Raw genomic sequence first — 18,934 nt, forward strand, 5'->3', positions numbered from 1 at the left:
GCCGTCAGCCCCGCGATCGTGCACGGAATGCTCGCCGGCATCGGCGTCACCATCGCCGTCGCCCAGCTGCACATCGTCCTTGGCGGCACCCCGCAGAGCTCGGTCCTCGCCAACCTCCGCGCCCTGCCCGCCCAGTTGGCCGACCTGCACCCGGCCGACGTGGCGATGAGCGTGCTGACGCTGGCCCTTCTGCTGCTGTGGCCGCGTGTTCCCGGCCGGCTCGGGCATCTGATGCGCAAGATCCCGGCCGCGCTCGTCGCCGTTGCCGGGGCCACCGCCACCGCCTCCCTCGCCGGGCTGAGCCTGGCCAAGGTCGACCTGCCGTCCTGGAGCAGCCACGCGCTGGCCGGACTTCCCGAGGGCCCGGTGCTCGGCATCGCCGCCGCCGTCCTCACCACCACGCTGGTGTGCAGCGTGCAGTCACTGCTCGGCGCGGTCGCCGTGGACAAGCTGGTCGCCGGGCAGCCCGGGCTCTCCGCCCGCGTCGGCCGCTCCGACCTGAACCGCGAACTGCTGGGCCAAGGTGCCGCCAACATCGTCTCCGGCGCGCTCGGCGGACTGCCGGTCGCGGGGGTGGCCGTACGGAGTTCGGCGAATGTGCAAGCAGGTGCCGTGAGCCGGAACTCCACGATGCTGCACGGCGTTCTCGTAGTGATTGCCGCGCTGCTGATGGTCCCGGTGCTGGAGCTGATTCCCCTCGCTTCGCTCGCCGCACTGGTGATGGCCGTCGGCATCCAGATGGTGTCCCTGCACCACATCCGCACGGTGACCCGCCACCGAGAAGTGCTGGTCTACGCCGTCACCACCCTCGGCGTGGTCTTCCTCGGTGTCCTGGAGGGCGTGCTCCTCGGGGTGACCGTGGCCGTCGCCGTCGCGCTCAACCGCCTTGCCCACACCCGCATCACGCACGACGAGAAGGAAGGAGTCCATCACGTACACGTCCGAGGGCAGTTGACGTTCCTCGCGGTGCCGCGGCTCAGCCGCACCCTGCATCTCGTACCCCAGGGCGCCCACGTTGTCGTGGAGTTGGACGGTTCGTTCATGGACCACGCGGCGTACGAGTCACTGCAGGACTGGCAGAACGCGCACATCGCGCAGGGCGGTTCCGTCGAGCTGACCGGGCGGCGAGCGGGAGTCCGTCACGCCGAACCCGGCCGCACCGGAGGCGATCCCACCCCGACCGGCGAGCCGACGGCGTCGACCGCCTGCCGCTGCCACCCCTGGACGCCCTGGCGCAACCACCAGTGCGACCACCCGCAGTCCGCCCCGCCGAGCGGACACCCGGGCGAGTCGACAGACCGTCCCGCACCCGACACCGCCACACCGAGCGGCACCGGCGCCGGAACCCACCCCGGCCCCGGCGGCCATCAACTCGCCCGTGGCATCAGCGCGTTCCAGCGCAACACCGCACCCCTCGTGCGAGGTGAGCTGGCCCGGCTGGCCAGGGAAGGGCAGCAGCCTTCGCAGCTCTTCCTGACCTGTGCCGACTCGCGGCTGGTCACGTCGATGATCACCTCCAGTGGTCCCGGCGACCTGTTCGTCGTGCGGAACGTGGGCAACCTCGTACCGCCGCCCGGCGAGGAGAGCGGCGACGACTCGGTGGCGGCGGCGATCGAGTACGCGGTGGACGTGCTGCGAGTGAGATCGATCACGGTGTGCGGGCACTCCGGGTGCGGGGCCATGCAGGCGCTGCTCAACTCCCAGCCCGGAGAAGCCCGTTCGCCGCTCAAGCGGTGGCTGCGGCACGGGCGGCCGAGCCTGGAGCGGATGGCCGACGACAACCGGCCCTGGGCGCGGTTGGCCACAAGGGCGCCCGCCGACGCCGTGGAGCAGCTGTGTCTGACCAATGTGGTGCAGCAGTTGGAGCACCTGCGGGGGCACGAGTCGGTGGCGCGAGCCCTGCGGGAGGGGGACTTGGAGCTGCACGGGATGTACTTCCATGTCGGTGAGGCACAGGCGTACTTGCTGACCGAAGAGGACGGGGAGCAGTCGTTCGACGGAGTGGGGGTGGCGGACCTGTCGGCCTGAACCTCGTTCACCCGGCGTCCGTGGGTACGTAAGACCCCTGCCACCCGCGTCACCCGCAGGTCCGATGACAGGTCTAAACCAATATTTCGGCGACCCTTGTCATCGGACCCCCGGGTCTGATGAGCTGGCCCGGGACACAACGGACACCCTGGGAAAGGCAGATGCCGTGAGCAACGAAAGCCTGGCCAACCTGCTCAAGGAAGAGCGCAGGTTCGCACCCCCCGCGGACCTGGCGGCGCACGCCAATGTCACGGCGGAGGCGTATGAGCAGGCCAAGGCTGACCGGCTCGGCTTCTGGGCCGCGCAGGCCCGCCGCCTGAGCTGGGCCAAGGAACCGAGCGAGACGCTGGACTGGTCGAACCCGCCGTTCGCCAAGTGGTTCAAGGACGGCTCGCTCAACGTGGCGTACAACTGCGTGGACCGGCACGTCGAGGCGGGCAACGGCGACCGGGTCGCCATCCACTTCGAGGGCGAGCCCGGCGACAGCCGCGCGATCACCTACGCCGAGCTGAAGGACGAGGTCTCCAAGGCCGCGAACGCCCTGCTGGAGCTGGGAGTTCAGAAGGGCGACCGGGTCGCCGTCTACATGCCGATGATCCCGGAGACCGCGGTCGCGATGCTGGCCTGCGCACGCATCGGCGCCGCGCACTCGGTGGTGTTCGGCGGCTTCTCGGCGGACGCGCTCGCGACCCGTATCCAGGACGCGGACGCCAAGGTCGTCATCACCACGGACGGCGGCTGGCGGCGCGGCAAGCCGTCCGCGCTCAAGCCGGCCGTGGACGACGCGGTCGACCGCCCGGACAGCGGTGTCGAGCACGTGCTCGTGGTCCGCCGTACGGGCCAGGACGTCGCGTGGAAGGACGAGCGGGACGTGTGGTGGCACGAGATCGTCGACCGGCAGTCGGCGGAGCACACACCCGAGGCGTTCGAGGCGGAGCAGCCGCTGTTCATCCTCTACACCTCCGGTACTACGGGTAAGCCCAAGGGCATCCTGCACACCTCCGGCGGCTATCTCACCCAGGCCGCCTACACCCACCACGCGGTCTTCGACCTCAAGCCGGAGACCGACGTCTACTGGTGCACGGCCGACGTCGGCTGGGTCACCGGGCACTCGTACATCGTCTACGGCCCGCTCGCCAACGGCGCGACGCAGGTCATGTACGAGGGCACCCCGGACACCCCGCACCAGGGTCGCTTCTGGGAGATCATCCAGAAGTACGGGGTGACCATCCTCTACACGGCGCCGACCGCGATCCGTACGTTCATGAAGTGGGGCGACGACATCCCCGCGAAGTTCGACCTGTCCTCCCTGCGCATCCTGGGCTCGGTCGGCGAACCCATCAACCCCGAGGCGTGGATCTGGTACCGCAAGCACATCGGCGCCGACAAGACCCCCATCGTGGACACCTGGTGGCAGACCGAGACCGGCGCGATGATGATCTCGCCGCTGCCGGGCGTGACCGAGACCAAGCCCGGTTCCGCGCAGACCCCGCTGCCCGGCATCTCTGCAACCGTCGTCGACGACGAGGCCAACGAGGTACCGAACGGCGGTGGCGGCTACCTGGTCCTCACCGAGCCGTGGCCGTCGATGCTGCGCACCATCTGGGGCGACGACCAGCGGTTCCTCGACACGTACTGGTCGCGGTTCCCGGGCAGGTACTTCGCCGGTGACGGCGCGAAGAAGGACGACGACGGCGACATCTGGCTGCTGGGCCGCGTGGACGACGTGATGCTCGTGTCCGGGCACAACATCTCCACCACCGAGGTCGAGTCGGCGCTCGTCTCCCACCCGTCCGTCGCCGAGGCGGCCGTGGTCGGCGCTGCCGACGAGACGACCGGGCAGGCGATCGTCGCGTTCGTCATCCTGCGCGGCACCGCGAACGCCGAGGACGAGAACCTCGTCAGCGACCTGCGCAACCACGTCGGCGCCGTCCTCGGCCCGATCGCCAAGCCCAAGCGGGTCCTCCCGGTGGCCGAGCTGCCGAAGACCCGCTCCGGCAAGATCATGCGCCGTCTGCTGCGTGACGTGGCGGAGAACCGTCAGCTCGGCGATGTCACGACCCTGACCGACTCCACCGTCATGACGTTGATCCAGGAGAAGCTCCCGGCGGCGCCGAGCGAGGACTGACCAGCCCATACGTCCGTCAGGGGCGCCCGGCAGCGAACGCGCCGGGCGCCCCTTTCGCGCATAACGTGAGATCCGTAGGACCCGTTCCGTCGCACCTTAGGTAAACTAAGCAAAGCGTCAAAGACGCGCCAAGGTGTGCCGGGAAGTCTGGTCGGCGAGTGCTCTGTGCTGCCCACCCACCGGAGGTCTCCGTGACCGCGCCCCGCCCCACCGCCCCCCGCAAGGTGCTCGGACGACTGTCCCTGCCCGAGCGGAACTTCGTCGCGGAGGCGCTGCGCACCGAGACCGTCGGCGGTGTCCTCCTCCTGATCGCCGCGGTCACCGCGCTGATCTGGGCGAACGTCCCCGCCCTGCACGACAGCTACGAAAGCGTCAGCCACTTCCACCTGGGCCCTGCCGCCCTCGGCCTGAACCTCTCGATCGCCCACTGGGCCGCCGACGGCCTCCTCGCCGTCTTCTTCTTCGTCGCCGGCATCGAGCTGAAGCGCGAACTCGTCGCCGGCGACCTGCGAGACCCCAAGGCCGCCGCGCTGCCCGTCGTCGCGGCCCTGTGCGGGATGGCCGTACCGGCACTCGTCTACACGCTCACCAGCCTCACCGGCGGCGGCGCCCTCCAGGGCTGGGCGGTGCCGACCGCCACCGACATCGCCTTCGCGCTCGCCGTCCTCGCGGTCATCGGCACCTCCCTGCCGAGCGCCCTGCGCGCCTTCCTGCTCACCCTCGCCGTCGTCGACGACCTGTTCGCGATCCTGATCATCGCGATCTTCTTCACCGCCCGGATCGACTTCGTGGCGCTCGCCGGGGCGGCCGTAGGCCTGGCCGTCTTCTGGCTGCTGCTGCGCAAGGGCGTGCGCGGCTGGTACGTCTACGTCCCGCTCGCACTCCTCATCTGGGGGCTGATGTACAACAGCGGCGTCCACGCCACCATCGCCGGTGTCGCGATGGGCCTGATGCTGCGCTGCACCACCCGCGAGGACGAGAAGCACTCCCCCGGCGAGCACGTCGAACATCTTGTACGGCCCCTGTCGGCGGGCCTCGCGGTGCCGCTGTTCGCGCTGTTCAGCGCGGGAGTTGCCATCTCGGGCGGCGCCCTGGGCGACGTATTCACGAAGCCCGAGACGCTCGGCGTGGTCCTCGGACTGGTCGTCGGCAAGGCGGTCGGAATCTTCGGCGGGACCTGGCTGACGGCCCGTTTCACCCGGGCCTCGCTCAGCGACGACCTCGCCTGGCCGGACGTGTTCGCGGTCGCCTCGCTGGCCGGCATCGGCTTCACCGTGTCGCTGCTCATCGGGGAACTCGCGTTCGACGGCGACCAGGTGCTCACCGACGAGGTCAAGGCGGCCGTACTCGTGGGCTCCCTGATCGCGGCCCTGTGCGCGACCGTGTTGCTCAAGCTGCGCAACGCCCGGTACCGCAGGATGTACGAGGACGAGGAGCGCGACGAGGATCTCGACGGCATCCCCGACATCTACGAGCAGGACGACCCGGCGTACCACCTGCGCATGGCCGAACTCCACGACCGCAAGGCCACCGAGCACCGCAGGATCGCCGAGGAGAAGGCCGCCGAGCAGCGGCGCGGGCTTGCCGAAGTGGCGGGCGGGGCAGGCGAGGACAACGACGGTCCGGCATGATCTGACCAGACGGTACAAACACATGGGGAAGAGGGAGTACGCGATGAGCGCACCCGACGGCAGCCCGGTCGGCGCCGAACGCAGCATCGGCCAGCTGTTCGCCTCGGCGACGACCGAGATGTCCGCGCTGGTGCACGACGAGATCGCACTGGCCAAGGCGCAGCTCAAGCAGGACGTCAAGCGCGGGGCGGTGGGCGGCGGCGCGTTCACGGTCGCCGCAGTCGTACTGCTGTTCTCCCTGCCGATGCTCAACTTCGCGCTGGCGTACGGCGTTCAGGCCTGGACCGGCCTGGGCCTCGGGTGGTGCTTCCTGATCTCCTTCGGGGCGAATGTGCTCGTCGCCATCGTCCTCGGGCTGGTGGGCGTGCTCTTCTTCAAGAAGGCCGCCAAGAGCAAGGGCCCGCAGAAGGTGGCCGCTTCGGTCAAGGAGACCGCCGGGGTCCTGGGCAACGCGAAGCCGCATCCGCGCGCGGCGATCGAGGACCGTGTCCCCGAAGCCATCGAGGCTGTGGCACGCTCGTCCTCATGACGGACCCCGCCAATCCTTGGGCGCAACCTGCTTCGGTCGTACGGCTCGACATTCCCGGCGGGCGCGAGGTGACCCATCGGGATGTCGCGGCCAACGGCGCCCGCTTCCACATCGCGGAGGTGGGCGACGGACCGCTGGTGCTGCTGCTGCACGGCTTCCCCCAGTTCTGGTGGACCTGGCGGCACCAGCTCGGCGCGCTGGCCGACGCCGGGTTCCGAGCCGTCGCCATGGACCTGCGGGGCGTCGGCGGCAGCGACCGCACCCCGCGCGGCTACGACCCCGCCAACCTCGCCCTCGACATCACCGGCGTGATCCGCTCCCTCGGCGAGCCGGACGCCGCACTCGTCGGCCACGACCTCGGCGGCTATCTCGCGTGGACGGCCGCCGCGATGCGCCCCAAGCTGGTGCGCCGGCTGGCCGTCTCCTCGATGCCGCACCCCCGGCGCTGGCGCTCGGCGATGCTCTCCGACGTCAGGCAGTCGACCGCGAGTTCCTACATCTGGGGGTTCCAGCGCCCCTGGCTCCCCGAGCGCCAACTCCTGGCCGAGGACGCCGAGTTGGTGGGCAAGCTGATCCGTGACTGGTCGGGCCCGAGCCTGCCGGACGACGAGGCGATCGAGGCGTACCGGCGGGCGATGCTGATCCCGTCGACCGCGCACTGCTCGATCGAGCCGTACCGCTGGATGGTGCGGTCGATGGCGCGCCCGGACGGCATCCAGTTCAACCGGCGCATGAAGCGCCCGGTGCGGGTGCCGACGCTGCATCTGCACGGCTCGCTCGACCCGGTGCTCCGCACCCGCAGCGCGGCGGGATCCGGGGAGTACGTCGAAGCGCCGTACCGCTGGCGGCTGTTCGACGGTCTCGGGCACTTCCCGCACGAGGAGGACCCGGTGGTCTTCTCGACGGAACTGGTCAACTGGCTGAAAGACCCCGAACCCGATCGGTGACCGCTTCACTGCGCCCGGTATCCGGATCTGAACACCTGTACTACGAACGGCCACTTGCCCCGCGCATACGCCAATTGGGGACCCAAGGGGTGGTTATCGACCTTGGGGCAGGGGCAGAGGTCGGGGTATGGGCTGGACGCACGACTACAGTGACGCAGCACGCAACCGCCGCTCGGACCACGGTCTGAGCTCCCACCAACGGGGCGCCCCGCAACTCCAGGGCACAGACCTCAGGGTGGGGATCCCGCGCATTCTGCGCCGCCGGGCCCGCTGGGTCTCGGTACGGCTGCGTCACCCACGCGGCTGACGCACCACCTCTTACAGCGCACACCGATCACAACGCGCAACTGTCGCTGTCCACCTGCTCGTTGGCACTGCGCCCCTTGACGATGTCCGCCCGGATCTCGTCTGCGGTGAGCGCGTACCCGGTGTCGGGGTCGTCGAGGGACTTCGCGAAGACCACGCCGTACACCTTGCCCTCGGGCGTGAGCAGCGGGCCGCCGGAGTTGCCCTGGCGGACGGTCGCGTAGAGCGAGTACACATCGCGGCGGACCGTGCCGCGGTGGTAGATGTCCGGGCCGCTGGCCGTGATGCGGCCACGCACGCGTGCGGCCCGGACGTCGTACGACCCGTTCTCCGGGAAGCCGGCGACGATCGCGCCGTTGCCGCTGTCCGCGTCCTTGGTGGCGAACTGCAGGGAGCGCGCCTTCAGGTCCGGTACGTCGAGTACGGCGATGTCGCGGTGCCAGTCGTAGAGGACGACCTTGGCGTCGTACTTGCGGCCCACGCCGCCTATCTGGACGGTGGGTTCGTCGACGCCGCCCACGACGTGCGCGTTGGTCATGACACGGCGGTCGCCGAAGACGAAGCCGCTGCCCTCCAGAACCTTGCCGCAGCTCTGGGCTGTGCCCATGACCTTGACGATGGACTGCTGGGCGCGGGTGGCGACCGCGCTGGAGGCGAGGGCCGGGTCGGGCGGCTGGACGTCGTTGATCGGCTCGTTCGCGAACGGGCTGAAGACCTGCGGGAAGCCGTTCTGCGCGAGGACCGAGGAGAAGTCCGCGAACCAGGTGTCGGCCTGCGCGGGCAGCGCCCGGGACACCCCCAGCAGCACTTTGGAGCTGCGGACCTCCTTGCCGAGCGTCGGCAGGGTGGTGCCGGCCAGCGCCGAGCCGATCAGCCAGGCCACCAGGAGCATCGCGAGGACGTTGACGAGGGCGCCGCCGGTCGCGTCCAGGGCGCGGGCCGGGGACCAGGTGATGTACCGGCGCAGCTTGTTGCCGAGGTGGGTGGTCAGGGCCTGGCCGACGGAGGCGCAGACGATGACGATGATCACCGCGACGACGGCCGCGGTGGTGCTGACCTCCGACTTGTCGGTCAGCGCGTCCCAGATGACGGGCAGCGTGTAGACGGCGACCAGGCCGCCGCCCAGGAAGCCGATCACCGACAGGATGCCGACGACGAACCCCTGGCGATAGCCCACGATCGCGAACCACACGGCGGCGACCAGCAGCAGGATGTCCAGCACATTCACGACGGACACCTTGTCATGACCGCCAGTCGAGGGGGACCTGCTTCTCGCGGTCCCAGGGTCGCTCCCAGCCCGCGTAGTGCAGCAGACGGTCGATGACTCCGGCCGTGAAACCCCAGACAAGTGCCGATTCGACCAGAAATGCCGGACCCAGGAAGCCGCTGGGGTGCGAGACCGTGACCCTGTTGGCCGGATCCGTGAGATCCGCCACGGGGACCGTGAACACGCGCGCCGTCTCGTTCGGGTCGACCACGCCGACCGGTGTCGGCTCCCGCCACCAGCCCAGCACCGGCGTCACCACGAAGCCGCTCACCGGGATGTACAGCTTGGGCAGCACCCCGAAGAGCTGCACTCCGGCGGGGTCGAGCCCGGTCTCCTCCTCGGCCTCGCGGAGAGCGGCCCGCAGCGGGCCGTCGCCCGTCGGGTCGCCGTCCTCGGGGTCGAGGGCGCCACCCGGGAAGGACGGCTGCCCCGCATGGGAGCGCAGCGAACTCGACCGCTCCATGAGCAGCAGCTCGGGCCCGCGCTCGCCGTCCCCCTCGCCGAACAGGATCAGCACCGCCGACTGCCGGCCCGCCCCGTCCTCCGGCGGCAGGAACCGGCTCAGCTGGAGCGGCTCGACCGTCTCCACCGCGTGCACCACCGGGTCCAGCCAGCCCGGCAGGCCCTCCTTGCTGAGCCCCACGCTCTGGGCATTGCTCGCGCGCGTCATCCCCCACCCCCGTTCACACTGATCAACGCCCGATACCTCCGAGATCGTTCCGTCATCCGGCCCCCGCTGCCGTCGTCATGCCGATCCCAGGGGCGGCGCCGGTTTGCCGCCCGCGTCCAGATAGGCCTGCGGAGGGTTCAGGCGCTGGCCGGGATAGCCGCCCTTCTCGTACTTGAGCAGCTTCTTCGCCTTCTCCGGGTCGGTCTCGCCCTCGCCGTACGCCGGGCAGAGCGGGGCGATGGGGCAGGCGCCGCAGGCGGGTTTGCGGGCGTGGCAGATCCGGCGGCCGTGGAAGATCACGTGGTGCGAGAGCATCGTCCAGTCGCTCTTCGGGAAGAGCGCTCCCACGGCGGCCTCGATCTTGTCGGGCTCGGTCGCCTCGGTCCACTTCCAGCGCCGTACGAGCCGCTGGAAGTGCGTGTCCACGGTGATGCCGGGGCGCCCGAAGGCATTGCCGAGCACCACGAAGGCGGTCTTGCGGCCGACGCCGGGCAGCTTGACGAGGTCTTCGAGCCGGCCGGGCACCTCGCCGCCGAAGTCGGCCACCAGGGCCTTGGAAAGCCCTATCACCGACTTCGTCTTGGCCCGGAAGAACCCGGTCGGCCGGAGGATCTCCTCGACCTGCTCCGGGTCGGCGGCAGCGAGGTCCTCGGGGGTCGGGTACTTGGCGAACAGGGCCGGCGTCGTCTGGTTGACCCTGAGGTCGGTGGTCTGGGCCGACAGGACCGTGGCGACCACGAGCTGGAAGGGGTTCTCGAAGTCGAGCTCCGGGTGGGCGTACGGATAGATCTCGGCCAGCTCGCGGTTGATCCGGCGGGCACGGCGGACGAGGGCCGTGTGCGACTCACCCTTCACAGCAGCCACCCGTTTTACCCCCTTTGCCGCTTTCTTGCCGCCGTCAGGGCTCTGTTCGCCCACGGCGGAATCACGAGGTACAACCATCCGCCCAGCCCCCTTGGCCTGTGCTCTCACCGGCGATTTGGACACCCGGCCAGCCTAGAGCCCGCCACTGACATCCGCCCCGGACCCCGAAGATCAGCCCCCAATTGGACCCCTGCCGCTTACCTCGGGACACCAGTGCGGCATCCTTGTGACAGATCACACTGTTTGGACGGTCCGGCAAAATGGGGAGCACGGTCCCCTGGTACCAAGGGGGAGCACCATCCCCTGAGCAGGTCGACAAGGAGAGAACTCGTGGACGACGTTCTGCGGCGCGCCCCGCTCTTCGCGGCGCTCGATGACGATCAGGCCGCGGAGCTGCGCGCCTCCATGAGTGAGGTGACCCTCGCGCGCGGGGACTCGCTCTTTCACGAGGGCGACCCGGGCGACCGGCTCTACGTGGTCACCGAGGGCAAGGTGAAGCTCCACCGCACCTCCCCCGACGGCCGCGAGAACATGCTGGCCGTCCTCGGCCCCGGCGAGCTGATCGGCGAGCTGTCGCTGTTCGACCCGGGCCCGCGCACGGCCACCGCCAGCGCGCTGACCGAGGTCAAGCTGCTGGGCCTGGGCCACGGCGACCTCCAGCCCTGGCTGAGCGCCCGCCCCGAGGTGGCCTCCGCGCTGCTGCGCGCGGTCGCCCGCCGCCTGCGCAAGACCAACGACGCGATGTCCGACCTGGTCTTCTCGGACGTCCCCGGCCGCGTGGCCCGCGCCCTGCTGGACCTCTCCCGCCGCTTCGGCGTGCAGTCCGAGGAGGGCATCCACGTGGTGCACGATCTGACGCAGGAGGAGCTGGCCCAGCTGGTCGGCGCGTCCCGCGAGACGGTCAACAAGGCGCTCGCCGACTTCGCGGGCCGCGGCTGGCTGCGCCTGGAGGCCCGCGCGGTGATCCTGCTGGACGTGGAGCGGCTGGCGAAGCGCTCGCGCTGAATCGAATCGCACGTCTTCTTACTGAAGGGCCCTGCTACGGCGGGGCCCTTCAGGTATCGCCGGGTGGGGACCCAAGGGGTGGGGATGAACGAGGACAAGGCACCGGAGTCGGTCTGGACGCACGCCTGGTGGCGCAGATCGGTACGCCGGCTGTGGCGGACGCCGTACGAGAAGGGTGAAGCGGGCGGAAAGCCGCTGGGCCTGTGGCTGACGGGCGACACGGTCGCCGTCGCCCGTTTCGACCGTGTGCAGGCCTACCGGGTGACCACGGGCGAGCCGCTGTGGACCTGGCGGCCACCCGGCGAACAGGTCGTCGGGCTGGTGTCCGCGGACACCACGGACGGCGTGGGGGTGGTGCTGCACCACGACGACGGGCTCCTCGACGTGGAACGCGTCGGCCTCACCTCGCTGGCCGTCGACACGGGCGAGGTCGTACGGCAGCGGGAGCAGGACGCGGAACCGCTCGGGTACCTCCCGTCCGACGTGGCCCTCGGCGGAGGCCTCGTCGCGGCGGCCGTCGTGTCTTGGAAGACGGACGAGTTCTGGAACGGGGACGAGGTGACGCTGTGCACCCTCGACGTGGACACGGGCCGGATCCGGTACAAGCACACGCTTCGAGACCGGCGCGTCCAGAACGCGTCCGCCATCAGCGCACGGCCCTTCGTGGCACACCTGGAGGCCCGCGGTGCGCGCGGCAGACCCCGGCTGCTCGTCCTGGACGCCGTCAGGAAGGACACTGTGACGCTCCAACTGCCGGACGACTGCGAGAAGTTCGGCAAGCAGGTCGCCGCGGCCGGTGACGTCCTCGCCGTACAGCTGGTACCCGCCGACGAGACCTACCGGGACAAGGGTGTCCGGGTGGGGGCGTACTCCACCTCCTCGGGCGAGCTCCTGTGGGAGTGGCACACCAAGGGGTGGCGGTACGAAGAGGCCGTCGTGCTCGCCCACCGCGGCTGGCTGCTGGTCCTGCACCGGTACGCCAATCGGCTCAGCGTGCTCGATCCCGCCGACGGCCGGGTCGTGGCCCGGCGCAGACTGAGCGGGCGCGGCGCCATCCGGCCGTTCGCCGCTGCCGCCGGTGAGCTGATCGCGGTGAGCTGCGGGAGTGCCGGGGACATTCGGCGGCTGCGCGTGTTCCGCTGGAGATGAACCCGTTCAGCAGTCGGAAAACGGCCGCCCAGGAGCCCGTGTCCGGGCACAGTGATCCCATGGCCACAACCGTTGACCGCAGAGGGCTGGACGCCCAGGGACACATCGAGCGCGAGGGCTCCCTGGGGCGCGTCCCGGACGTCTTCCGGCCGGTCGTCGCCGCCGCGCGGGACCGGCTGCTCGACGTCTACGGGGGATGCCTCGACAGCGCGTACCTCTACGGGTCGATCCCGCGCGGCACCGCGCGCGTGGGACGCAGCGATCTGGACCTGCTCGTGGCGACCCGGCAGGAGCCGACCGAGGAGGACCAGGACGCGGCCCGGAGCCTCGGCGAGGCGCTCGACAAGGAGTTCCCGGAGATCGACGGGGTCGGCACCCTCCTGTACGGCCGGGCACGGCTGCTGAGCGAGCCGGAGGCGTACGACCTGGGGTGGTTCGTCGCGTGCCTGTGCACACCGCTGCTCGGCGACGACCTCGCCGAGTACCTGCCCCGCTACCGCCCGGACTCGCTGCTCGCCCGGGAGACCAACGGCGACCTGGCGCTGCTGCTCCCCCGCTGGCGTGAGCGGATCGCGTCCGCCCCGGACGCGGACGAGGCCCGTAGACCCCTCGTCCGCTTCATGTCCCGGCACCTGGTCCGCACCGGCTTCACTCTGGTCATGCCCCGCTGGAACGGCTGGACCAGCGACCTCGGGGAGATGGCCGAGGCGTTCGGCGCCTACTACCCGGGGCGGGCGCAGGAGCTGCGCACGGCGGCCGTCCTCGGACACGAGCCGACGGGAGACGCGGACGTCCTGCGGTCGTACGTCGATGATCTCGGCCCGTGGCTGGCCGACGAGTACGCGCGCGTGCACGGCGTGAAGGCACCGCGCCCGGACGGCATCGCCTAGATGAGGCCGTGTTCCCTCAGGTAGTCCAGCTGGGCGCGTACGGACAGTTCCGCCGCCGGCCACAGTGAGCGGTCGACGTCCGCGTACACATGGGCGACGACCTCGGCCGGGCTCTGGTAGCCGTTCTCCACGGCCGTCTCGATCTGGGCGAGCCGGTGGGCACGATGGGCGAGGTAGAACTCGACGGCGCCCTGGGCGTCGTCCAGGACCGGTCCGTGGCCCGGCAGGACCGTGTGGACGCCGTCGTCGACCGTGAGCGAGCGCAGCCGCCGCAGCGAGTCCAGGTAGTCGCCCAGGCGGCCGTCAGGATGCGCCACCACGGTCGTACCGCGCCCCAGGACGGTGTCCCCGGTCAGGACGGCCTGATCGGCCGGGAGATGGAAGCACAGGGAGTCCCCTGTGTGCCCGGGCGTCGACACGACGACCAGTTCCAGGCCACCGACCCGGATGGCGTTCCCGGCGGCCAGGCCCTCGTCCCCGAGGCGCAGTGCCGGGTCCAGCGCGCGGACCTTCGTGTCCGTCAGCTCGGCGAAGCGGACGGCGCCTTCCGCGTGGTCGGGGTGTCCGTGCGTGAGCAGGGTCAGGGCGATCCGCTTGCCCGCCTTCTCGGCGGTGTCGACGACGTTGCGCAGATGCCCCTCGTCCAAGGGGCCCGGGTCGATGACCACGGCCAGCTCGGAGTCGGGCTCGGCGACGATCCAGGTGTTCGTGCCGTCCAGGGTCATCGCGGACGCGTTGGGCGCGAGGACGTTGACGGCACGCGCGGTGGCGGGGCCGGTGAGGACCCCGCCCCGTGGCTGGCCGGGGAGGGCGGCTGCGTCGGTCATGGGGAGGCTCCACCGGTCGAGAGGTCGGTCGGGATGTGCTTGGTGAACTCCTCGTGGCCCGGCCAGGACAGGACGATCCCGTCGGCCTCCAGACGGGCTTGGGCGAGGACGGGCGTCAGATCGCGCTCCGGGGCCGACGCCAGCGCCTCGGCCGCACCGGCGCAGGGGATCAGCTGGCGCAGGGTCGCGATGGTCGGCGGCATCATCGTGAGCTCGCCCTTGTCGTACGCGGTCGCCGCCTCGCCGGGGGCGATCCACACCGTGTGGTCGGCCTCCGTGGACGCGTTGCGGGTGCGCTGCCCCTCCGGAAGGACCGCCACGAAGAACCAGGTGTCATAACGGCGGGTCTCGAACTCCGGAGTGATCCAGCGGGCCCACGCGCCCAGCAGGTCGGAGCGCAGGACCAGACCCCGGCGGTCGAGGAACTCGGCGAAGGACAGGTCACGGGCGACCAGGGCGGCGCGATCCGTCTCCCAGGCCTCGCCCGTGGTGTCGCCGACCACGGAGTCGGGGGTGGGTCCGGCGAGCAGGACGCCCGCCTCCTCGTACGTCTCGCGTACGGCCGCGCACACGATCGCCTGGGCGGCCGTCTCGTCGACGCCCAGCCGGTTCGCCCACCACGCGCGCGTGGGGCCCGCCCAGCGGACGTGACGGTCGTCGTCGCGCGGGTCGACGCCGCCGCCCGGGTACGCGTACGCGCCCCCGGCGAAGGCCATGGAGGCGCGTCTGCGCAGCATGTGGACGGCGGGGCCGCTGTCGGTGTCCTTCAGGAGCATCACCGTGGCCGCCCGCCTGGGCACGACCGGCGTGAGCACGCCCTCCGCGAGCGCGCGGATGCGCTCGGGCCACTCCGCCGGAAACCACTGACCGTTCGCCATGGGCGGAGGCTATCCCGTAGTGCGCGGATGTTCGAGAGGCAACAACGTGCACTCCAGGACGGCGAACACGGTGGCTACGCCTGGGTCAGCTCCACCTGGATCTCGACCTCGACCGGCGAGTCCAGCGGCAGCACCGCCACGCCGACCGCGCTGCGCGCGTGCACGCCCTTGTCGCCGAGGACCTCGCCGAGCAGTTCGCTGGCGCCGTTGATCACGCCGGGCTGGCCGGTGAAGTCGGAGGCGGAGGCGACGAAGCCGACGACCTTCACCACGCGGGCGATGCGGTCCAGGTCACCGGTGACGGACTTGACGGCGGCGAGGGCGTTCAGCGCGCAGGTGCGGGCCAGCTCCTTGGCCTCCTCCGCGGTGACCTCGCCGCCCACCTTGCCGGTGACCGGAAGCTTGCCGTCCACCATGGGCAGTTGGCCGGAGGTGTAGACGTACACCCCGGACTGCACGGCGGGCTGGTACGCGGCGAGCGGCGGGACGACCGCCGGCAGGGTCAGGCCGAGTTCGGCCAGCCGGGCGTCGACGGCGCTCATGCCTTCTCCCGCTTGAGGTAGGCCACCAGCTGCTCGGGGTTGTTCGGCCCGGGCACGACCTGGACGAGCTCCCAGCCGTCCTCGCCCCAGGTGTCCAGAATCTGCTTCGTGGCGTGGACGAGCAGCGGCACAGTCGAGTATTCCCACTTGGTCATGCGGCCGACTTTAGCCGCTGCGAACCGACCGTCTGTGGTCGCGTTATCCACAGCCTCCCGCTTGGTTCGGGCGCGGACTGGTTAGGCTCGAAGACGTGAGCAGGCTCCAGGTCGTCAGTGGCAAGGGCGGTACCGGCAAGACCACGGTGGCCGCGGCCCTCGCGCTGGCCCTGGCCACCGAGGGGAAGCGGACGCTTCTCGTCGAGGTCGAGGGTCGCCAGGGCATCGCGCAGCTCTTCGAGACGGAGACGCTGCCCTATGAGGAGCGGAAGATCGCCGTCGCTCCCGGGGGCGGGGAGGTGTACGCGCTGGCCATCGACCCCGAACTGGCCCTTCTGGACTACCTCCAGATGTTCTACAAACTGGGCAGCGCGGGCCGCGCCCTGAAGAAACTCGGCGCGATCGACTTCGCCACCACGGTCGCGCCCGGCCTCAGGGACGTACTCCTGACCGGCAAGGCGTGCGAGGCCGTACGGCGCAAGGACAAGAGCGGGCGGTTCGCCTACGACTACGTCGTGATGGACGCCCCGCCGACCGGCCGCATCACCCGCTTCCTGAACGTCAACGACGAGGTCGCCGGGCTCGCCAAGATCGGCCCGATACACAATCAGGCGCAGGCGGTGATGCGGGTGCTGAAGTCCCCTGAGACGGAGGTGCACCTGGTGACACTCCTGGAGGAGATGCCCGTCCAGGAGACCGCCGACGGCATCGCCGAACTCCGGGCGGCGCGGCTGCCGGTGGGCCGGATCATCGTGAACATGGTGCGGCCCGAGGTACTGGACGCGGCCGACCTGGATCTCGTACGGGCCGTGCCGCGCACCGCCGTCGCGCAGTCGCTGTCGGCCGCCGGGCTCGGCGGGGCGCGGCGCGGCGGAAACGCCGAGAAGCTGGTGGACCCGCTGCTCGCGCAGGCCGGGGAGTACGCCGCGCGGTACGCCCTGGAGCACGACCAGCGGGCCGTGCTCGGCGCGCTGGACCTGCCGTTGCACGAACTGCCGTTGCTCGCCGAGGGCTTGGACCTGGCGGGCCTGTACGAACTCGCCACCGAGCTGCGGAAGCAGGGGATGTCATGAGCCCGGACCAGGAGCAGGGGCGCGACGGCGCCCGTCGGCTGTCCTCCGCGCGCGTGCTCGACGTCGACCCGCTGCTCGACGACCCGGAGACCCGGATCGTGGTGTGCTGCGGCTCGGGCGGGGTCGGCAAGACGACCACCGCGGCGGCGCTCGGACTGCGGGCCGCCGAGCGGGGCCGCAGGGTCGTCGTCCTGACCATCGACCCGGCCCGGCGGCTCGCCCAGTCCATGGGCATCGACTCGCTGGACAACACCCCGCGGCGGGTGAAGGACGTCGACGGGGACGGCGAACTGCACGCCATGATGCTCGACATGAAGCGCACCTTCGACGAGATCGTCGAAGCGCACGCGGACCGCGAGCGGGCCGCCGCGATCCTGAACAACCCCTTCTACCAGTCGCTCTCGGCGGGCTTCGCGGGCACGCAGGAGTACATGGCGATGGAGAAGCTGGGCCAGTTGCGCGCCCAGCACGACTGGGACCTGATCGTGGTGGACACCCCGCCGTCCCGCTCGGCCCTGGACTTCCTGGACGCGCCGAAACGTCTCGGCTCGTTCCTGGACGGCAAGCTGATCCGGCTGCTGACCGCGCCCGCGAAGCTGGGCGGCCGGGCCGGCATGAAGTTCCTCAACGTCGGCATGTCGATGATGACCGGCACCCTCGGCAAGCTGCTCGGGGGTCAACTCCTCAAGGACATCCAGACGTTCATCGGCGCGATGGACACCACCTTCGGCGGTTTCCGCACCCGCGCGGACGCGACGTACAAGCTGCTGCAGGCGCCCGGCACGGCGTTCCTGGTGGTCGCGGCCCCGGAGCGGGACGCGCTGCGGGAGGCCGCGTACTTCGTGGAGCGGCTGGCGGCCGAGGACATGCCGCTGGCCGGCCTGGTGCTCAACCGGGTGCACGGCAGCGGAGCCGCCCGGTTGTCGGCCGAGCGGGCACTCGCCGCCGCGGAAAATCTTGAGGAGTCCCGCATTGTCGATCAGGTGGGCGGGAAAGCTGGACTTCGTAACTCTCCCGACACGTACGGCAGTTCAGAATCTTCCGGTACCGGATCTCCCGGTTCCCGGGCAGCAGCTCGTGACGAAGGCTCCCCCGCCGCCACGGACGACGAGCGCCCCGCCGACAAGCGACCCGACGACGAGCCATCCGTCGACCGACTCACCGCAGGCCTGCTCAGACTGCACGCCGACCGGATGCGGCTGCTCTCCCGCGAGCAGCGCACACGCGACCGCTTCACCGCGCGCCACCCCGAGGTGGCCGTCGCCGAAGTGGCCGCGCTGCCCGGCGACGTGCACGACCTCGCGGGGCTGCGGGACATCGGGAACAGGCTCGCGGCCGGTCGGCCGGAGCTGCCCGAGACGACGGTCTGACGCGGACCTCCGGGCGCGTACCCCGGGGATCGCCCGAGGTCGGCTCCGAAGGGACCGGTGGGAGTCAGCCCACCGCCGCGTAGTTCTCGTAGATCTCGTCGTCGTCGAGGGGGATGATGCCGACCCCTCGCTCGTACTCGATGCGCGCGGTCTCCAGTAGCCGGCGCCATGAAGTGACAGTGGGCCGCCTGCGCAGCAGTGCGCGGCGCTCCCGCTCCGTCATTCCTCCCCACACGCCGAATTCGACGCGGTTGTCGAGCGCATCGGCGAGGCACTCCGTGCGTACCGGACATCCGGTGCACACTGCCTTCGCCCTGTTCTGCGCTGCTCCTTGAACGAACAGTTCATCCGGATCGGTAGTGCGGCAGGCCGCCTGCGCACTCCAGTCGGTAACCCAGCCCATACCGGCGCCGTCCTCTCCCGAATCGAGGCTCCCCCACGGCGGCAGCGGCATATTCACCGCCGCCAGTTGAGGACGTTACGGAAGGTGGGCACAGCGCAACACCCCCTTCGGGCCCAATCTTGAATGGCCCGAACGGACTATGCGTAAGCGGCAGATCACCCGGGGGAGTGAGCCCGCGACATACGTGACTTTCCCGGCAGACCGGGACAGTTGTCTTGCGTCACAACGGACGCCGGGTGACACAGGAGGCGGATTCGGACACGCCTCCCACA

At 70.6% G+C, this 18,934-nt stretch carries 19 protein-coding genes; 11 read left to right on the forward strand and 8 right to left on the reverse strand.

Going from position 1 to position 18,934, the window contains the following annotated elements; translation table 11 throughout:
* The 6 genes from R6V09_RS07250 to R6V09_RS07275 all read left to right on the forward strand — a co-directional run.
* On the forward strand, window positions 1-2,028 hold a 2,028-nt coding region (locus tag R6V09_RS07250; RefSeq protein ID WP_317880508.1), incomplete at its 5' end, for a bifunctional SulP family inorganic anion transporter/carbonic anhydrase.
* Between the two features lie 124 nt (window positions 2,029-2,152).
* The gene (gene acs / locus R6V09_RS07255) at window positions 2,153-4,156 is read left to right on the forward strand and encodes an acetate--CoA ligase (RefSeq protein WP_317880530.1); all 2,004 of its coding nucleotides are present in this window, start codon (window positions 2,153-2,155) and stop codon (window positions 4,154-4,156) included.
* Between the two features lie 191 nt (window positions 4,157-4,347).
* Window positions 4,348-5,787, forward strand: coding sequence for a Na+/H+ antiporter NhaA (gene nhaA / locus R6V09_RS07260; protein ID WP_317880509.1), 1,440 nt, complete (start codon window positions 4,348-4,350; stop codon window positions 5,785-5,787).
* Between the two features lie 43 nt (window positions 5,788-5,830).
* Window positions 5,831-6,316 (forward strand): phage holin family protein, encoded by a 486-nt coding sequence (locus R6V09_RS07265; protein ID WP_317880510.1) that lies wholly within the window; start codon window positions 5,831-5,833, stop codon window positions 6,314-6,316.
* Complete coding sequence (locus R6V09_RS07270) at window positions 6,313-7,263, forward strand: alpha/beta fold hydrolase (RefSeq protein WP_317880511.1); 951 nt, start codon at window positions 6,313-6,315, stop codon at window positions 7,261-7,263. The genes R6V09_RS07265 and R6V09_RS07270 overlap by 4 nt, the downstream gene beginning before the upstream one ends.
* Window positions 7,264-7,390: 127 nt before the next feature.
* Window positions 7,391-7,570: a hypothetical protein gene (locus R6V09_RS07275; RefSeq protein WP_078623198.1), complete on the forward strand. Its 180-nt coding sequence runs from the start codon at window positions 7,391-7,393 to the stop codon at window positions 7,568-7,570.
* Window positions 7,571-7,597: 27 nt separating this feature from the next.
* On the opposite strand, the gene R6V09_RS07280 is transcribed toward R6V09_RS07275, so the two are convergent.
* The 3 genes from R6V09_RS07280 to nth all read right to left on the reverse strand — a co-directional run bounded on the left by R6V09_RS07280 (window position 7,598) and on the right by nth (window position 10,448).
* Window positions 7,598-8,797, reverse strand: a complete 1,200-nt coding sequence (locus R6V09_RS07280; RefSeq protein WP_317880512.1) for a MarP family serine protease — start codon at window positions 8,795-8,797, stop codon at window positions 7,598-7,600.
* Window positions 8,798-8,810: 13 nt separating this feature from the next.
* Window positions 8,811-9,506, reverse strand: a complete 696-nt coding sequence (locus R6V09_RS07285; protein WP_317880513.1) for an NUDIX hydrolase — start codon at window positions 9,504-9,506, stop codon at window positions 8,811-8,813.
* Window positions 9,507-9,581: 75 nt separating this feature from the next.
* Complete coding sequence (gene nth / locus R6V09_RS07290) at window positions 9,582-10,448, reverse strand: endonuclease III (RefSeq protein WP_317880514.1); 867 nt, start codon at window positions 10,446-10,448, stop codon at window positions 9,582-9,584.
* Window positions 10,449-10,700: 252 nt separating this feature from the next.
* Here nth and R6V09_RS07295 point away from each other — a divergent pair, with 252 nt between their 5' ends.
* The 3 genes from R6V09_RS07295 to R6V09_RS07305 all read left to right on the forward strand — a co-directional run bounded on the left by R6V09_RS07295 (window position 10,701) and on the right by R6V09_RS07305 (window position 13,414).
* Window positions 10,701-11,375 carry a Crp/Fnr family transcriptional regulator gene (locus tag R6V09_RS07295; protein ID WP_019063754.1) on the forward strand — a complete coding sequence of 225 codons (675 nt, stop codon included), beginning with the start codon at window positions 10,701-10,703 and terminating at the stop codon, window positions 11,373-11,375.
* An 84-nt stretch (window positions 11,376-11,459) separates the two neighbouring features.
* Entirely contained in the window at window positions 11,460-12,524 is a 1,065-nt protein-coding gene (locus tag R6V09_RS07300) for an outer membrane protein assembly factor BamB family protein (protein WP_317880515.1), read from the forward strand.
* A 59-nt stretch (window positions 12,525-12,583) separates the two neighbouring features.
* Window positions 12,584-13,414, forward strand: coding sequence for a nucleotidyltransferase domain-containing protein (locus tag R6V09_RS07305; RefSeq protein ID WP_317880516.1), 831 nt, complete (start codon window positions 12,584-12,586; stop codon window positions 13,412-13,414).
* Here R6V09_RS07305 and R6V09_RS07310 read toward each other — a convergent pair.
* The 4 genes from R6V09_RS07310 to R6V09_RS07325 form a co-directional block, all read right to left on the reverse strand.
* The gene (locus R6V09_RS07310) at window positions 13,411-14,241 is read right to left on the reverse strand and encodes an MBL fold metallo-hydrolase (RefSeq protein ID WP_317880517.1); all 831 of its coding nucleotides are present in this window, start codon (window positions 14,239-14,241) and stop codon (window positions 13,411-13,413) included. The genes R6V09_RS07305 and R6V09_RS07310 overlap by 4 nt on opposite strands.
* Window positions 14,238-15,119: an NUDIX hydrolase gene (locus tag R6V09_RS07315; RefSeq protein WP_317880518.1), complete on the reverse strand. Its 882-nt coding sequence runs from the start codon at window positions 15,117-15,119 to the stop codon at window positions 14,238-14,240. Before R6V09_RS07315 ends, R6V09_RS07310 begins: the two co-directional genes overlap by 4 nt.
* Window positions 15,120-15,193: 74 nt before the next feature.
* A complete protein-coding gene (locus tag R6V09_RS07320; protein ID WP_317880519.1) occupies window positions 15,194-15,661 on the reverse strand; it encodes a RidA family protein in 468 nt (155 codons plus the stop codon).
* On the reverse strand, window positions 15,658-15,816 hold the full coding sequence (locus tag R6V09_RS07325; RefSeq protein WP_019063748.1) for a DUF4177 domain-containing protein: 159 nt from the start codon (window positions 15,814-15,816) through the stop codon (window positions 15,658-15,660). Before R6V09_RS07325 ends, R6V09_RS07320 begins: the two co-directional genes overlap by 4 nt.
* A 95-nt stretch (window positions 15,817-15,911) precedes the next feature.
* Here R6V09_RS07325 and R6V09_RS07330 point away from each other — a divergent pair, with 95 nt between their 5' ends.
* The gene (locus R6V09_RS07330; RefSeq protein ID WP_317880520.1) at window positions 15,912-16,889 is read left to right on the forward strand and encodes an ArsA-related P-loop ATPase; all 978 of its coding nucleotides are present in this window, start codon (window positions 15,912-15,914) and stop codon (window positions 16,887-16,889) included.
* Entirely contained in the window at window positions 16,886-18,259 is a 1,374-nt protein-coding gene (locus R6V09_RS07335; protein ID WP_317880521.1) for an ArsA family ATPase, read from the forward strand. Before R6V09_RS07330 ends, R6V09_RS07335 begins: the two co-directional genes overlap by 4 nt.
* A 64-nt stretch (window positions 18,260-18,323) precedes the next feature.
* Here R6V09_RS07335 and wblA read toward each other — a convergent pair whose 3' ends face one another.
* Window positions 18,324-18,662, reverse strand: coding sequence for a transcriptional regulator WblA (gene wblA / locus R6V09_RS07340; RefSeq protein ID WP_019063745.1), 339 nt, complete (start codon window positions 18,660-18,662; stop codon window positions 18,324-18,326).
* Window positions 18,663-18,934 lie beyond the last annotated feature (272 nt).

Origin of the sequence: Streptomyces sp. W16, assembly GCF_033194735.1 — a bacterium.
Classification (GTDB): Bacteria; Actinomycetota; Actinomycetes; order Streptomycetales; family Streptomycetaceae; genus Streptomyces.

Excerpts from the sequence above, each read along its gene's own strand:
- R6V09_RS07265 (WP_317880510.1), top strand. The coding sequence starts at position 5,831 with ATGAGCGCACCCGACGGCAGCCCGGTCGGCGCCGAACGCAGCATCGGC.
- R6V09_RS07270 (WP_317880511.1), top strand. The coding sequence starts at position 6,313 with ATGACGGACCCCGCCAATCCTTGGGCGCAACCTGCTTCGGTCGTACGG.
- R6V09_RS07275 (WP_078623198.1), top strand. The coding sequence starts at position 7,391 with ATGGGCTGGACGCACGACTACAGTGACGCAGCACGCAACCGCCGCTCG.
- R6V09_RS07285 (WP_317880513.1), bottom strand. The coding sequence starts at position 9,506 with ATGACGCGCGCGAGCAATGCCCAGAGCGTGGGGCTCAGCAAGGAGGGC.
- nth (WP_317880514.1), bottom strand. The coding sequence starts at position 10,448 with ATGGTTGTACCTCGTGATTCCGCCGTGGGCGAACAGAGCCCTGACGGC.
- R6V09_RS07300 (WP_317880515.1), top strand. The coding sequence starts at position 11,460 with ATGAACGAGGACAAGGCACCGGAGTCGGTCTGGACGCACGCCTGGTGG.
- R6V09_RS07305 (WP_317880516.1), top strand. The coding sequence starts at position 12,584 with ATGGCCACAACCGTTGACCGCAGAGGGCTGGACGCCCAGGGACACATC.
- R6V09_RS07310 (WP_317880517.1), bottom strand. The coding sequence starts at position 14,241 with ATGACCGACGCAGCCGCCCTCCCCGGCCAGCCACGGGGCGGGGTCCTC.
- R6V09_RS07315 (WP_317880518.1), bottom strand. The coding sequence starts at position 15,119 with ATGGCGAACGGTCAGTGGTTTCCGGCGGAGTGGCCCGAGCGCATCCGC.
- R6V09_RS07320 (WP_317880519.1), bottom strand. The coding sequence starts at position 15,661 with ATGAGCGCCGTCGACGCCCGGCTGGCCGAACTCGGCCTGACCCTGCCG.
- R6V09_RS07325 (WP_019063748.1), bottom strand. The coding sequence starts at position 15,816 with ATGACCAAGTGGGAATACTCGACTGTGCCGCTGCTCGTCCACGCCACG.
- R6V09_RS07335 (WP_317880521.1), top strand. The coding sequence starts at position 16,886 with ATGAGCCCGGACCAGGAGCAGGGGCGCGACGGCGCCCGTCGGCTGTCC.
- wblA (WP_019063745.1), bottom strand. The coding sequence starts at position 18,662 with ATGGGCTGGGTTACCGACTGGAGTGCGCAGGCGGCCTGCCGCACTACC.